Here is a 15,009-nt window from a genome sequence, read left to right as displayed (position 1 = left end):
CGTCTCGTGCTCGTTGGGGGGAAGGTCAGGCCACCTGCAGGTGGACCTTGCAGTGGCGCGGGTCGCGCGCCGTGTCGTGGAGGGCGTGGACCGCGTCGTCGAGCGGGACCCGCGCCGTCACCAGCGCGGCCGCGTCCAGCCGCCCGCCGACCATCAGGTCGATCGTGCGGGCGAACGCCCAGCTCGACGCGAAGGCGCCGACGACCTCCAGCTCGCGGGTCACCACGGTGTTCCAGTCGAGGGTCACCGCGCCGGTCGGGATGCCGGCGGCGACGACGCGCCCGCCGACCGCGGCCAGGCTCAGGGCGTCGTCGATCGCGGGTCCCGCGCCGACGCACTCGAAGACGACCGCCGCGCCCTGGCCGCCGGTCAGCTCGTCGAGCGCCGCCCGCGCCGCCGCCGCGTCGGCCACGGGGTCGCCGAGCCCGATCGCGGCCGTGAAGCGGCGGCGGCTGGCCTGCGGCTCGGCCACGGTGACCGTGGCGGCCCCGGCGGCGAGCGCGACCTGGGCCGTCGCCACGCCGACCGGTCCCGCGCCGACGATCGCGACGTGGTCGCCGGCGCCCACCCGCCCCTGGTCGACGAAGTTCACGGCGCAGGCGTAGAGCTCGATCAGCGCCGCCTGGGTGTCGTCGAGGGCGTCGGGCACCGGGACCACGCGGCTGGCGGGCGCGACGACCGCGTCCGCCATCGCGCCGTCGCGCCAGATGCCCAGGTGCGACATCCGCCCGCAGCGGTTCGGCTGGCCGCGGCGGCAGGCCAGGCAGCTGCCGCAGGGCACCAGCGGCTCGACGGTGACCCGCGCGCCGGGCGCCAGCAGCCGGCCGAGCGCCGGGTAGGCGGAGCGCTGGGGCGGCCCCGCGACCTCGGCGATCTCGCCGACGAACTCGTGGCCGAGCGTCAGCGGCAGCTCGTCGGGGTCGATCAGCGCCCCGTGGTGGAGGACGTGGACGTCGGTGCCGCAGATCCCGACCGTGGTCGGCCGGATCACGACCTCGCCCGGCTCGGGGCGGGGCTCGGGCACCTCGCGCAGCTCGGCCGTGCCGAGCCCGGTGACCTGGACGGCGCGCATCACGCCGCCGCCACCAGTCCGCCGTCGACCCGGTGGTCGGCCCCGGTCACGTGCGCGGCGCCGTCGGACGCCAGGTAGGCGATCACCGCGGCCACCTCGTCCGGTCGCCCGAGCCGGCCCAGCGGCGTCTGCCGGACCTCGACCGCGAAGTGGGCGACCGCCGCGTCGCGGTCGAGCCCGTACTCGTCGGCGAGGGCGTCGGTGAAGCCGCCGGGCCGCTCCCAGCCGGCGGTCCGCGTCGGCCCGGGCGAGACGCAGTTCGAGCGCACGCCGGCAGGGCCGAACTCGGTCGCGATCGCCTTCGACAGCCGCAGCATCGCGGCCTTCGTGACCGCGTAGTCGACGAGGAACGGGGCGGGCGCCCGCCCGACGTCGGACGCGACGTTGACGATCGACCCGCGGCCGGCCGCGACCATCGCCGGCAGCGCCGCCCGGCAGGCGCGGATCATCGAGAGCAGGTTGACCCGCAAGAGCGCCCGCCAGTCGTCGTCGCCGACGCTCAGGAACCCGCCCTCGCGGTAGGGAAACTGGCCGACGTTGTTGACCAGCACGTCGATCGCGCCCCAGCGCTCGACGGCGGCGGCGATCGCCCGCCCGGGACCGTCCGCCTCGGCCAGGTCGACCGCCAGCGGCATGACCTCCGGCCCCAGCTCGGCGGCCGCCGACGGGTCGCGGGCGACGGCCACGACCCGCGCGCCGGCCTCCCGCAGGAGGCGGGCGGTGGCCAGGCCGATGCCCGCTCCCGCCCCGGTCACGACCGCGACGCGGCCCTCCAGGTGCAGCTCCATCGTCGTCCTCCTAGGCCAGCAGGACCGGGGCCTGCTGGAGGGTCAGGAGGCTGTCGGCGTTGTCCTTGGTCACGAGCGGCCCGTCGACGACGATCTTCCTCGGCGGGTCGGGGATCAGCCCGCGCTTGTGCATCGCCGCGATCACGATCGCGTAGCCGTGGACGCGGCAGGAGTCGTGGCGGAACGTCGCCGCGAGCTGGCCCGACTTGACGAGCTTGATCGCCGGCGGCATCCCGTCGGTGCCGCCGATCAGCGTCTTGCCGGTCCGCCGCGCCGACTTCAGCGCCTGCAGCGCGGCCAGCGCCATGTCGTCGTTCTGGCAGTAGCCGACGGTGATCTCGGGGTACTTCGTCAGGTACGAGTCCCACTGCTTCTGGGCCGTGCCGGAGTCCCAGTTGGCGAAGTCGGTGGTCAGCAGCTTCATCCCGGGGAACTCCTTCAGCGCCGCCAGGAAGCCCTTGTGGCGGTCCTGCTGGTCGGTGCCCGGCGCGGGACCGCGGGTCTCGATGATCGTCCCCTTGCCGCCCGCCTTCGTGCAGAGCTCCTTCGTCACCTGGTAGCCCATGTCGAACGAGCTCTGCTCGGTGAAGGTCAGGTAGCCCCAGTCCTCCCCCGGCTTGCCGGTGTTCGACGTCATCTGGACGACGTCGGTGCCCTTGCCGACGATCTTGCGCAGCGGCTCGAGGACCGTGCCGGCCTGGGTGGCGGTGACCATCGCGATGTCCCACGACTTGATCGCGGCGTTGTCGAGCTTGGCCCGCTGCTTGGTCGGATCGAGCTCGCCGTCGACCCAGGTCAGGTCGACGTTCAGGAGCTTGGCCCACTGCTCGATCGTCTGCTTGCCCTGGGCGTACCACATGACGCCGAGGCCGCCGTTGGTGCCGAGGCCCTTCAGCGCCTTGCCGTAGACCGATCCGCTGACCGCTCCCGACGCCTCCTCCGGGGAGGTCTTCAGGCCGCAGCCGGCCAGCGCCGGCGCGAGCACGCCGAGCGCGACCGCCCCGATCCCGCCGCGACGGATCGCGTCGCGGCGGCTCAGGCCCTTCTTCGCGTAGTGCGCCTGGACCTCGGCGCTGTAGCCCTCGTACTCGCGCTGGACCGCGCGCCGCTGCTCGGCGTCGTGGTCGTCCGGCGCGCCCGGGTGCTGGGTCGTCATCGCTTCTCTCCTCGTGGTCGACGTCAGCGGGTGGCCGACGGCTGGCGTTCGGTGGTCGCGGTGCTCGCGCCGGGCTCCGGCGGGGCGGGCGGCTCGGCACTGCCCTCCAGCAGCGACTGGGCCTGGGCGCGGCGGGCGATCCGCAGCATCAGCACGTTGAGCGCGATCGCCGTCAGGAACAGCAGGCCGCGCACGAACGGCTTGGCGTAGGGATCGATGTCGAGCTGGTCGAGCCCGTTGTCGATCACGCCGTAGAGCAGCAGGCCGATCACCGTGTAGCCGATCCCGCCGCGGCCGCCGAAGAGCGAGGTCCCGCCGAGCACGACGGCGGCGATCGCCGGCAGCAGCAGCTCGGTGCCGGCGTCCGGCTGGGCCGACCCGAGCCGGCCGACGTTCATCAGCCCGGCGATCCCGGCCAGCAGCCCCGCCAGCGCGAAGACCATCATCACGATCCGCTTGGTCGGGATGCCCGACAGCTCGGCGGCGTCGCGGTTGGCGCCGGTCATGTAGACGTAGCGGCCGAAGCGGGTGCGGCTGAGCACCAGGTGCGCCAGCAGCAGGATCACCGCGGCCGAGATCGCTACCCGCGGCACCGGGCCGACGTAGCCGGAGCCGATCGACTTGGCCAGCGACGGCACGGTGTACTGGTTCTCGCCCTGCGACCAGTAGAACGCCCAGCCCTGGGCGAGCAGCAGGATCCCGAGGCTGCCGACGAAGCTCGGCACCCCGAGCCGGGCCGTCAGCGCGCCGCTGACCCAGCCGAGCGCGGCGGCGATCACCAGCACGGTCGCGATCCCCGCGATCTGGTCGCCGGTGCCGGAGCCCATGTAGAGCTCGCCGACGAACGGGATCTCGACCTCCTTGCCGCCGAAGAACAGCGTCGCGGCGATGCCCGAGAGGATCGCGATGTTCGCGAAGCCGAGGTCGATCTCGCCCAGCAGCAGGACGTAGGTGACCCCGGTCGCGAGCACCGCCAGGACCGCCATCTGGGCCAGCAGGTTGAAGAGGTTGTCGCTGGAGACGAACGAGCCTGGCGCGAGGATCGCGAACAGCACGAACATCAGCACCAGCGCCCCGGCCGGCCCCAGGATCGGCGCGTGCTCGAGCGCGCGCCGTCGGAGGTCGGTCCGCGGCCGGCGGCCGGCGGTCGGGGTGCGGACAGCAGCGGTACTCATCAGAACGCCTCTCGCATCAGCTGGTCTTTGGTCAGGGTGCGGTCGCTGAAGGCCGCGACGATCCGTCCGCGCTTGGCGACGAGGACCCGCGTCGCGCAGTCGAGGACGATCTCCGGCTCGCTGGAGACGACGACCGCGGCGCGGCCGTCGGCGGCCAGCGAGCGCACGATGTCGACGACCTCGGCCTTGGCGCCGACGTCCATCCCGCGGGTCGGCTCGACGAGCACCATCAGCCGCGGCGGGTCGATCATCCAGCGGGCCAGGACGACCTTCTGCTGGTTGCCGCCGGAGAGCGCTCCGGCGGGCAGGTCGGGGGTGCCGTTGGCCACCCGCAGGCGCTCGATCAGCCCGGCGGCCGTTCGCCGCTCCGCGCCCTCGCGCAGCAGCGGCCCGCGCCGCGGCAGGGTCGCGAGCGTCATGTTCTTGAAGATCGGCTGCTCGAGGGCGAGCGCGGCGCGGCGGTCGCCCGGCACGAAGCCGACCCCGCGCTCGCGGGCCCGCCGCGTGCCGCTGCCGTCGGCGGCGTGGCCGAGGACCTCGAGCTCGCCCTCCTCGGGCGCGGCCAGGCCGAACAGCATCTCGGCGAAGGCGGCGTGGCCGGACGCCAGGTCGCCGTAGATGCCGACGACCTCCCCCGCGCGGACGTCGAGCGACATCTCGCGGACCGCCGGCGGGCGACGGACGTCGCTCGCCCGCACGAGCACCTCGCCGTCCGGGCGCGGCGGCAGCCGCAGCTCCTGGCCGGCGAGCCCCGCCCGCAGCGCGCGGCCGGCGTCGCCGACGACGTGGCCGACCAGCTCGTCCTTGGTCGTGCGCGCGACGTCGACGGTGGCGACCCGCTGGCCGTCGCGGATGACCGTGGCGCGGTCGGCGTGCGCGATCACGTCCTCCAGGAAGTGCGTCACCAGCAGGAACGAGACGCCCTGGTCGGCCAGCCGCCGGATGCTGCGGAAGAGCTGCTCGATCTCCTCCTGCCCGAGCGCCGAGGTCGGCTCGTCGAGCACGATCACCCGCCCGCCCGAGCCGAGCGCGCGCGCCACCTCCACCATCTGCTGGCTGCCGACCGACAGCTGCTCGACCCGCGCGTCGACGTCGACGTCGAGTTCGACCGCGGCGAGGTGGTCCCGGGCCGCGGCCCGCAGCGCGCGCCAGTCGACGCGGCGGCGGTCGTGGAGCTCGCGGCCGACCACGTTCTCGGCCACGCTCAGGGTCGGGAAGAGCGCCAGCTCCTGGTAGACGACCCGGACGCCGACGTCGAGCGCGTCCGACGGCCCGCCGATCGTCACCGGGGCGCCGTCGACGAGGAACTCGCCCTCGTCGGCGATCACCGCCCCGGCCAGGCACTTGACCAGCGTGCTCTTGCCGGCGCCGTTCTCGCCCAGCAGCGCGTGGACCTCGCCGGGCCGGATCTCGAGGTCGACCCCGCGCAGCGCGCGGATCGCGCCGTAGGTCTTCGCGATCCCGCGCAGCGCGACGATCGGCGCGGCCGCGGTCGTCGCCGCGCCGGCCGGGTCGGCGGGGGCGGTGGCCGGGCTCATCGTCCGTCGCTCCCGGGCGCCGAGGCCCGCTCCCGCAGCTGCAGGTAGAGGCTCGACCGCAGGCCGTCCGCCGTCTGCTCGACCGTGTCGGCCAGCCGGCGGAAGGTCGGCAGCCGGCTGTGGTCGAGCGTCGCGACGTCCGGCCAGTTGACCTCGACCAGGTTGCCCGCCGGGTCGCGCAGGTACATCTGGACCGCGCCGTCGGGCAGCTCGTAGACGTCGGAGAAGAACGCGCTGTCGTCGTGGATCCGCAGCTCGCGGGCCCGCTCGAACGCCTGCTCGAAGTCGTCGACGTCGACCGCGATGTGGTGGAACTGCGGCGCCGGCGTCGGCCGCTGGAAGATGTGCAGCTGCTGGTCGCCGAGCCGGAAGTACTGGACCGGGAAGGCGAACGTGTAGGTCGGGATCTTCTCCAGACCCAACACCTCGCTGTAGAACCGAACCGATTCGTCGAGGTCGTCGGCGTGGATGGAAACGTGGTTGAGTCGGGTAGCGCGCACAGTCATTCTCCTTGGAACGTCCGCAACGTATTCCGTGTGATGAAGGGCACGCAAGACCGCTATCCTGTTGGGGTGAAGGCGGGGCCTATGGAGAGGTGGTTTCTGTGACGTTGCGTCAGTTGGAGTACTTCGTCGCGGTGGTCGACGAGGGGTCGATCAGCCGTGCCGCCGAACGCGTCCGCGTGGCCCAGCCATCGGTCTCGCAGCAGATCCGCGCGCTCGAGCAGGAGCTCGGCGGCGCGCTGCTGGAGCGGCTTCCGCGCTCGACGCGGCTGACGCCGCTGGGCAGGGTCTTCGAGCCGCAGGCCCGCTCGGTGCTGCTGGCGGCGGAGACGGCGCGCGAGGTGGTCCGCGGCGAGCTGCGCCAGCCGACCGGCCAGCTGGAGATCGCGACCGTCCGCTCGATGGCCGGCACGCTGCTGCCGAGCCCGATCAGCCGCTGGCGCCAGGCCCACCCGGGGGTCACGATCCGGCTCCACGAGTTCCCCCACCGCGCCGAGCTGGAGGAGCGCTTCCTGAGCGGGGTCGCCGACGTCGCGATCGGCCCCCGGCCCCAGCGCTGGGACGGGCAGGTCCACGAGCTCGGCTGGGAGGAGTTCGTCGTCGTGCTGCCCGAGGGCGACCCCGAGCTGGTCCGTCCGCGCGTGTCGCTGGCGGCGCTGGCCGACCGCGACTGGGTGCTCTACGCCAGCGAGCACGGCCTCTCGGAGCTGATCGCGTTCGCGTTCGCCCACGCCGGCTACATCGCCGCCCCCGCGGTGCGGACCTCGCAGGTCGACGCGGCGGCGCGGCTGGCGGCGGCCGGGCTGGGTCCCGCGATGGTGCCGATCGGCAGCGTGCCGCACGAGCTGGCCGACCTCGCCCGGCCGCTCCAGCCGGCCTTCGGCCGGACGCTCGCCGCCTACACCCGCGAGACCCTCTCGCCGCTGGCGGCCACCTACGTGGCGTCGCTGCTGGAGAGCACCTGGCCGCCGGTGCCCGACGGCGCCCTGATCGCACCGTAGGCGCGGGGGCGTCCCGCACCTACCGAAAATACTGCCTCACCATCAGTGGTCAGACCACCCGCTCGTCCAACATCCTCCCGAACCATTCACTCAGGCGGTCGAGGGTGTCGTAGCACTCAGTGAATCCCGCCCGGCGGATCTTGGTGGTGTTGGAGATGTTGTCGTGCTCCGAGCCGAGGATGAACTGCCCGAAGCGCCAGTCCACCACCTGCTCCCAGGGCGTCTCCCGCAGGCCCCGCCGCCGGACCCGGTCGCGCCACGCCTCGCCGTGGCCGCGCATGTGGGTCGGCAGGTCGAGCGGCTGGGGCTCGGCGACCGGCAGCCCGAACGCCTCGGCCAGCCGCGGCCACAGCTGCCGCCAGCGGAAGACGTCGCCGTTGGTCAGGTTGAAGATCTCGCCGTGGGCCGCCGCGGTGGCGCCGCTCCAGACCGTCGCCCGGGCCAGCAGCTCGGCGTCGCTGACCTGGTAGAGCGCGTCGTAGGCGCGCGCCGTGCCGGGGAACCGCAGCGGCACCCCCGTCTCCTGGCAGATCGCCGCGTAGGCGACCAGCGCCATCAGCAGGTTCATCGGCGTCCCAACCGTGTAGCCGATCACGCCCTCGGGCCGCAGGATCGTCCAGGCCCAGCCGTCCTCGGCCGCCCGCTCCCGCAGCAGGTCCTCCTGGTCGTAGTAGAAGTTCGGCCCCAGCAGCCGCGGATGGCGCTCGTCGGTCGGCGTCTCGAACGGCCCCAGGTGGGCGCCGTAGGCCTTCATCCCCTGGTACAGGGTCACGTGCCGCAGGGTCGCCCCGGCGCACCGCAGCCCGTCGAGGGCGTTGCGCAGCAGCGCCAGGTTGACGGTCACCTGCTCGTGGGGATCCAGCCGCTCGGCGTAGGCGGCGAAGACCAGGTGGGTGGTGTCGGCCGCGCCGCGCAGGCCGGCCTGGGCGGCGTCGGCGTCGAGCAGGTCGACGGCCAGGTGGTCGACCGCCTGCGCCGGTCCGACCGGTGGCCGCCGGCTGGCCGCCCGCACGCGCCAGCCGTCGCGGCGGGCGTACTCGGCCGCGGCGTAGCCGCCGATCACGCCGCCCGCTCCCGCCACCAGCACGGTGCCGGCGCGGGCGTCCTCGGCCGCCGCGCCGCTGCGCTCCTCTCCCATGCCGGGACCCTCGCAGCCGCGGGCCCACGCGACCAAGACCGGTCGCGGATACGGGCATAGGCCCCGGCGATGGCGCCCCCGCCGCGCGCCGCCCCCGCCGCCTGCGACGTTCCGGTCGCTGAGCGACCGGAACGTCGCGGTGGGCCGCAGCTAGGGCGTCGTGGCGCCGCTGGAGGCCTGGCTCTCCAGCTGGTCGACCCGCTGGGTCAGGCCGTCGAGCGAGCTCTGGAGGTCGGAGATCTGCTGCGCCTGCTCGCTGTTGCCGCTGTCCGGCGTGGTCGCCGTGGTGGTGCCCGAGGACGAGGAGGAGGCCGCGTCCTCGACCTGCTTGCGCAGCTCGGCCAGGTCGTCGCGGACCTTCTTCACGTCGCCGTCGGTGGCGCGGCCGTCGACCCGCTGCTGCAGGTCCTCGACCCGCTGGCGGAGACCGCTGGTGCTCCCGCCCCCGCTCCCGCTCGACCCGTCGCCGCCGCCGTCGAGCAGGGCCCAGAAGGCGATCGCCAGCGCCGCGACGGCGACCACGGCCAGGATCGTCACGATCGTCCGCAGCGAGCGGATCCGCTCGGCCAGCACCGCGGGCGGCTCCTCGTCGGTCCCCGGACCGCGGGGCGGCGTCGGCGGAAGCGGCGCCCGCGGCTCCTGCGGCAGGCGGCGCGTGGGCGGGTCGTAGTCCATGACGGGACGCTACCCGCTGGTGCCGCCGGCCATGCGAGGCGACGATGCAAGCGACCCGCACGCCGGGGGGGGCGAACGTCACACGCCCGGCCCCGCTCCCCCACCGTGCGACGTTGACCACCGCAGGCGACGGCGAACGTTCCACGCCAGCGACGGGCGGGTGGCCGTGCGACGTTGGCCCCTCCAGCCGGCCCCGCCCCTACGGCTCCAGCTCGATCAGCTGCTCCCAGGTCCCGCGGTCGAAGAACGGCTGCCGCGGGGCCTGCATCGCGCCCTGGGCGGGGACGGCGATCTCGCGCCGCGGCTCGCGCCAGCGGGCCGGGTCGTCGCTGCCGAAGCGGGCCACGAGCACGTCGTGGGCGGCGGCCGCGGCGCGCCGGTAGCCGTCGGCGTCGAGCGTCCGCAGCGCGTAGCCCTGGGCGTTGGTGGCGTCGAACTGGTGGGTGTTCGAGGGTCGCTCGGCGAAGCCCGCGAAGCCGCCGATCGCCGCGGTCGCCTGCTTCGCGGCCTGCTGCTTGAAGGCGTCCCAGGCGGCCACGCCGGGATCGACCGTCTTGGCCGCGTCGGTGCGGGTGTAGTCGCCGTCCCAGGCCCGGATCACGGCCAGCACCTTGGCCGCCTTGCCGCTCGCGCCGTCGGCGGCCAGCCGCAGCCGGCGTCCCGCCAGCGGCCGCTGCTGGGCCACGCTGCCCTCCTGGCGGATCGCCCGCTCGGCGCCCTCCCAGGTCGGGTCCTTGGCCAGCGACCGGACCAGCCACATCAGCCAGCCGACGCGGTGGAAGCGGCCGGTCAGCCGCTCGTCGGCGACGCTGTCGCCGGTCGTCCAGCCCTGCGACGGGACGTTGTTCCAGTTCGCCAGCCAGCCCTGCTTGGGGTTGATGACCCGCGGCAGCGTCGCGCGGTCGACCAGGCCCGGCCACTCGGCCTCGCCGGTGCCCGGCAGCGGCAGCCGCTGGTCGTAGCCGGCCGGCCGCTGCTGGAAGAGGCCCGGGTGCCAGTAGCCGATGTTGCCCTTCGAATCGGCGGCCATCAGGTTCTCGTTCCAGGTCAGCGAGCGGGTCGCCTGGTCGACCTCGTGGATGTCGCGGGCGCGGTTGACCTGCTCCATCGCCGGCAGCGTCTCGGTCTCGCGGCCCCAGATCGCGTAGCGGCGCGCGTAGGCGACGTTGCCCTGCCGCTCCTGGACCGGACCGTGGACGGTGCGGCAGATCCGCTCCTTCTTGGTGCCGAACTCCGGCACCCGGCCGTCGAGCAGCGCGCTGACGCCCTCCTTGTAGGTGAAGGTCTCGTCGCGGCAGTCCATCGTCCGGATCTGGCCCTTGTACCAGTACTTCTCCGGCTGGCCGGGGACGAGCTTCTCGGCGTAGAGGTCGTCCTCGTCGCTGAGGCCGCTGGTGATCCCCCAGGCGACGTTGCCGTTGTGGCCGGTGCCGATGATCGGCAGGCCGGGCGCGGTCACCCCGCGCAGGTCGAGCCCCGGCGCGTGGACCTCGAGCTCGACGAACAGCTCGGGAGCCGAGAAGCCCAGCTGCGGGCCGTTGAAGAGCAGCGCCCCGCCGCCCGGCTTGCGGACGGTGAACATCGACGAGCCGCCGACGCGGCCGATTCGCCCGGCCTCCAGGTCGTTCTTCGCCGTCGCCGCGCCGGCCGCCGCGCGCGAGGCCGCCGGCAGCGTCGTGGCCAGCTCGGCCGAGCGGTCGAGCGCCTCCCGCTCCTGGGCCGGCGTCAGCTCGGCGCCCTGTGGGAAGCGGCCCTCCTCGCGCGGGATCGTCGACAGCTGACCGCGCTGGTGCAGCGGCACCAGCGCCTCCAGCGCCTGCTTGCCGCGCTGCTGGAGCAGCCGCAGGTTGCGCAGCTCCGAGCCGTCGCCGCTGGGGATCGTGCGGCCGAGGAAGATCCCGATCGCGATGCTGTCGTCGAGCGTCCACGGCTCGACCTGGGTCAGCGTCGCGACGTACTCGGCGGGCAGGTCGAGGACGCCGACCGGATCGGCCAGGTCCAGGTTGACGTGCTGGATCCAGCGGTTGACGCCGTCGCGGTAGGCCTCGGCGCGGGCCCGCGAGGCGGCCGGCAGCCGCTCCAGCATCGCCCGCCGCTCGTCGGCCGTGTAGTAGTCGCGGCGCGAGACCAGGTCGTCCTCGAGCGCGTCCTTGCCGGTCAGCTCGGCCAGCCGGCCCTTGGTCGCGTGGCGGAACGCCTCGAGCTGGAAGAGCCGGTCCTGGGCGACCGCGTAGCCGACGCCCCACCAGGCGTCGAGCTCGGTCGCCCCGGTCACCGACGGCACGCCGTAGCGGTCGCGCCGGATCACGACGCCCGGCCGTGGCCGCTGCTCGTCGAGGCTCGGCTGGTCGAGCAGCATCGACTTCCGCTGCCAGTTGACGAACAGCGGCTGCTGGTCGTAGAGGTGCGGCGAGCCGGTGCCCTGCAGCAGCCCCGTCAGCGAGACGTAGCCGCTCTGCCCCGGCGGCAGCACCCCCTCCGCGCGGACCACCCGCGCGTCGGCACTCGTCGCGAACGTCGCGCACGCCGCGACGGTCGCCGCCAACCCCACCATCCCCCTCAGCACTCCCCCAGCCTAGTCGTCGGCGGGGAGTCGCGGGAACGATCTGGCGCCGCTCCCCGGTGGCGAACGTCACGTGCCGCCACCGCCCCGGCCGCCGTGTCACGCTCGCCACCGCCCGCGAGGGCGAACGTCGCACGGCCCGCGGCGGCCGGCCGGCGTGCGACGTTCGCCCCGCCCGCCACCGGGCCTAGACTGACCCGCGTGCCCGTCCGCCTGACCCTCCTCGACGGCGTCCGCTGCGACGGCGCGACGGTCGTCGGCGAGCGCTCGCAGGCGCTGCTGGCGGCGCTGGCGGCCCGCGCCGGGCGGACCGTCCGCGGCGAGCGGCTGGTCGAGCTGATCTGGGGCGACGAGGAGCCGGCCAACGCCACCAAGGGCCTGCAGGTGGTCGTCTCCCGCACCCGCACCGCCTGCGGGCCGGAGACCGTCCTGCGCGACGGCGACGGCTACCGGCTGGGGCTGTCCGCCGACGAGGTCGACAGCGCCCGGCTGGCCGCGCTGGTGGCCGCCGCCGCCCGCGCGATCGGCGACGACCCGCTGGCCGCCGCCGAGCGGGCCCGCGAGGCGCTGACCCTGGCCGACGGCCTGGCGGCGGTCGCCGAGGACGAGCCGGGACCGCTGGCCGACCTCCGGCGCGAGGCTGCCGCCGACGCCGGGCGGGCGCGGCTGCTGCTGGCCCGCGCCTCCAGCCGGACCGGCGCCCACGAGGACGCGCTGCCGGTGCTGGAGGCGGCCCACGCCGCCGCGCCCGACGACGAGCCGCTGCTGGCCGACCTGCTGCGCAGCGAGCTCGAGGTCCGCGGGCCCGGCGCCGCGCTCGACCGCTACGAGCGCTACCGCCGCGACCTCCGCGAGCGGCTGGGCGCGAACCCGGGCGAGCCGCTCCAGCGGGTCCACCGCGACCTGCTGGCGCGCGACCGGCCGGTCCGCAGCGGCGTCCGCTTCGACGCCACCGTGCTGCTCGGCCGCGACCGCGACGTCGAGCGGCTGCGGTCGCTGCTGGCCACGTCCCGGGTGGTCTCGATCCTCGGTCCCGGCGGGCTCGGCAAGACCCGGATCGCCCACGTGCTCGCGCGCCAGGCCTCGCAGCCGGTCGTTCACGTGGTCGAGCTGGTCGGCGTCACCACGCCCGAGGACCTGGTCGGTGAGGTCGGCTCGCAGCTCGGCGTCCGCGACTCGGTCAGCAGCCGGAGGACGCTGACGCCGGAGCAGCGGGCCGACGTCCGGGCCCGGATCGCCGAGCAGCTGGCGCGGGCGCCGACCCTGCTGATCCTCGACAACTGCGAGCACCTGGTCGCGGCCGTCGCCGAGCTGGTGGCGTTCCTGGTCGCGACCACCGCCGACCTGCGGGTCGTCACCACCACCCGCGCGCGGCTGGCGATCGGGGCCGAGCGCGTCTACCCGCTCGGCGAGCTGGCCGCCGACGACGCGGTCGACCTCTTCCGGCAGCGGGCGGTCGCGGCCCGGCCCGACGTGCGGCTGGACGAGGCGGTCGTGCGCCGGATCGTCGAGCGGCTCGACGGGCTGCCGCTGGCGATCGAGCTGGCGGCGGCGAAGGTGCGGGCGATGGCCGTCGACGAGATCGACCGCCGGCTGGAGGACCGCTTCGCGCTGCTGCGGGGCGGCGACCGCAGCGCCCCCGACCGCCACCAGACGCTGCTGGCGGTGATCGACTGGTCGTGGAACCTGCTCGGCGACGACGAGCGGCGGGCGCTGCGATGGCTGGCGCTGTTCCACGACGGCTTCACGCTCGAGACGGCCGACGCGGTCCTCGGCGACGGGGCGTTCGAGGCGATCCAGGGCCTGGTCGACCAGTCGCTGCTGAGCGTCCACGAGGCGGCTGGCCCGGTCCGCTACCGGATGCTGGAGACCGTCCGCGAGTTCGGCCGGATGCGGCTCGACGCGGCCGGCGAGCGCGAAGCCGCGGCCGCCGCCCAGCGGGCCTGGGCGATCGACTACGCCACCCGCCACGGCCGGCTGCTCTTCGGCCGCCAGCAGTTCGCGGCGATCGACGCGCTCGACGCCGAGGAGAGCAACCTCGCCGACGAGCTGCGCAGCGCGCTGGCCGACGGCGACCCGGCCGCGGTCGCGCGGCTGATGGCGACGCTCGGCGGCTTCTGGGCGATCCGCGGCGAGCACGAGCGGCCGGTGGTCCTGATCCAGGCCGTGGCGCAGGCGCTCGACGGCTGGGAGCCGCCGGCGGAGCTGCGCGAGATCGCCCTCGCGGCGGCGACGGTCACGCTCGGCAACGCGATGGTGACCAGCGACGAGCACGCCGGGCCGGTCCGCGAGCTGCTGGCGCGGCTGGGGCCGGAGGCGACCGACGACCCGCGGCTGGCCGGCGCCGCGCGGGTGATGCTGGCCTACGACCCCGAGGACGGCGGCCGCTTCCCGCTGCGGCTCGACGGGCTGGAGCACGACCCGGACCGCCACACCGCGCTGGCCGCGCTCCAGTGGTCGATCCACATCCGCGAGAACGCCGGCGAGCCGGACCGTGCCTGCGAGGCCGGCGAGCGGGCGCTGGGCCTGCTGCTGCCCGACGACGGGCCGTGGGCGGGGGCGATCCTGCGGACCCAGCTGGCGCAGCTGTGGATGCAGCTCGGCGACCAGACGACGGCGATGCGCCACGCCCGCGCCGCGTTGCCGGTGCTGGAGCGGCTGGGCGCCCGCGACGATCGCGCCCAGCTGCGGGCGCTGCTGGCGCTGGGCGCGATCCTCGACGGCCGGCTCGACGACGCCGAGCGCGAGCTGAGCGTGCGGATCTCCGGGATCGAGACGATCTTCGGCGGCGCGATGGTGGTCGACGTCGGGTGGGCCGAGCTGGCCCTCGCCCGCGGCGACCACGGCGACGGGCTGCGGCGGTACCAGCGGGTGATGGCCGAGCTGCGCGAGCTGCGGATGCCGGGGATCGAGCCGACCGGGCTCGAGCCGTGGGTGCTGTTCGGCGAGGCGACCGCGCTGACCGCCTTCGCCCGCTTCGCCACCACCGCCGACGAGCAGGCCGCCGGCCGCGAGCTGTTCGACCACGCCCTCGCGCGCTGCCGGGCGGTGGTCGATCCGGGCGACACGTTCCTCGACTACCCGGCCTCCGGCACGCTGCTCTTCGGCCTCGGGTCGTGGGGCCTGCACCGCGGCGGGCTGTCGCCGGAGGACGCGGTCCTGCTGCTGGTGCTGGCCGACCGGTTCGCCTACAACCGCACGATCCCGACGCTGGCCTGGGAGCCGGCGGCGGCGCGTGCCGAGGCGGTCGCCCCCGGCGCGCTGGCGACGGCCCAGGCGGCGCTCGGCGAGCGACGGGCGGTGGCGGTGCTCGACGAGGCGCGCGAGCTGGCGGTACGCCTCGTGGCTGTTAGGCGCGCGTAGGCCAAGCAGGTCGGGTCGGGCGGCGCGAGAGCCGTAC

The 15,009-nt window shown here is 75.0% G+C and carries 11 protein-coding genes; 2 read left to right on the top strand and 9 right to left on the bottom strand.

Going from position 1 to position 15,009, the window contains the following annotated elements:
- Nucleotides 1–25: 25 nt before the first annotated feature.
- The 6 genes from SH587_RS13160 to SH587_RS13135 are packed head-to-tail and all read right to left on the bottom strand — an operon-like array spanning nucleotide 26 to nucleotide 6,229.
- A complete protein-coding gene (locus tag SH587_RS13160; protein WP_320671081.1) occupies nucleotides 26–1,072 on the bottom strand; it encodes a zinc-dependent alcohol dehydrogenase in 1,047 nt (348 codons plus the stop codon).
- Entirely contained in the window at nucleotides 1,072–1,860 is a 789-nt protein-coding gene (locus SH587_RS13155; protein WP_320671080.1) for an SDR family NAD(P)-dependent oxidoreductase, read from the bottom strand. The genes SH587_RS13160 and SH587_RS13155 overlap by 1 nt, the downstream gene beginning before the upstream one ends.
- A gap of 10 nt (nucleotides 1,861–1,870) precedes the next feature.
- Nucleotides 1,871–3,016 (bottom strand): sugar ABC transporter substrate-binding protein, encoded by a 1,146-nt coding sequence (locus tag SH587_RS13150; RefSeq protein WP_320671079.1) that lies wholly within the window; start codon nucleotides 3,014–3,016, stop codon nucleotides 1,871–1,873.
- 23 nt (nucleotides 3,017–3,039) lie between these two features.
- Nucleotides 3,040–4,191 (bottom strand): ABC transporter permease, encoded by a 1,152-nt coding sequence (locus SH587_RS13145; RefSeq protein WP_320671078.1) that lies wholly within the window; start codon nucleotides 4,189–4,191, stop codon nucleotides 3,040–3,042.
- Nucleotides 4,191–5,729 carry a sugar ABC transporter ATP-binding protein gene (locus tag SH587_RS13140; protein ID WP_320671077.1) on the bottom strand — a complete coding sequence of 513 codons (1,539 nt, stop codon included), beginning with the start codon at nucleotides 5,727–5,729 and terminating at the stop codon, nucleotides 4,191–4,193. The genes SH587_RS13145 and SH587_RS13140 overlap by 1 nt, the downstream gene beginning before the upstream one ends.
- Entirely contained in the window at nucleotides 5,726–6,229 is a 504-nt protein-coding gene (locus tag SH587_RS13135; RefSeq protein WP_320671076.1) for a VOC family protein, read from the bottom strand. Before SH587_RS13135 ends, SH587_RS13140 begins: the two co-directional genes overlap by 4 nt.
- Before the next feature lie 104 nt (nucleotides 6,230–6,333).
- Between SH587_RS13135 and SH587_RS13130 the strand changes: the two genes are divergently transcribed.
- A complete protein-coding gene (locus SH587_RS13130) occupies nucleotides 6,334–7,233 on the top strand; it encodes a LysR family transcriptional regulator (RefSeq protein ID WP_320671075.1) in 900 nt (299 codons plus the stop codon).
- A gap of 49 nt (nucleotides 7,234–7,282) precedes the next feature.
- On the opposite strand, the gene SH587_RS13125 is transcribed toward SH587_RS13130, so the two are convergent.
- The 3 genes from SH587_RS13125 to SH587_RS13115 all read right to left on the bottom strand — a co-directional run bounded on the left by SH587_RS13125 (nucleotide 7,283) and on the right by SH587_RS13115 (nucleotide 11,612).
- Nucleotides 7,283–8,371 carry an SDR family oxidoreductase gene (locus SH587_RS13125; RefSeq protein ID WP_320671074.1) on the bottom strand — a complete coding sequence of 363 codons (1,089 nt, stop codon included), beginning with the start codon at nucleotides 8,369–8,371 and terminating at the stop codon, nucleotides 7,283–7,285.
- Between the two features lie 150 nt (nucleotides 8,372–8,521).
- Nucleotides 8,522–9,046 (bottom strand): hypothetical protein, encoded by a 525-nt coding sequence (locus tag SH587_RS13120; protein ID WP_320671073.1) that lies wholly within the window; start codon nucleotides 9,044–9,046, stop codon nucleotides 8,522–8,524.
- Between the two features lie 199 nt (nucleotides 9,047–9,245).
- Nucleotides 9,246–11,612, bottom strand: coding sequence for a penicillin acylase family protein (locus SH587_RS13115; RefSeq protein ID WP_320671072.1), 2,367 nt, complete (start codon nucleotides 11,610–11,612; stop codon nucleotides 9,246–9,248).
- A 198-nt stretch (nucleotides 11,613–11,810) separates the two neighbouring features.
- Between SH587_RS13115 and SH587_RS13110 the strand changes: the two genes are divergently transcribed.
- Nucleotides 11,811–14,972, top strand: a complete 3,162-nt coding sequence (locus tag SH587_RS13110; protein ID WP_320671071.1) for an ATP-binding protein — start codon at nucleotides 11,811–11,813, stop codon at nucleotides 14,970–14,972.
- The last annotated feature ends 37 nt before the right edge of the window (nucleotides 14,973–15,009 follow it).

Source organism: Patulibacter defluvii (assembly GCF_034096925.1).
Lineage (GTDB): Bacteria > Actinomycetota > Thermoleophilia > Solirubrobacterales > Solirubrobacteraceae > Patulibacter > Patulibacter defluvii.
The sequence above is the reverse complement of the archived record's forward strand: the minus strand, read 5'-3'. Positions and strand labels throughout refer to the sequence as shown.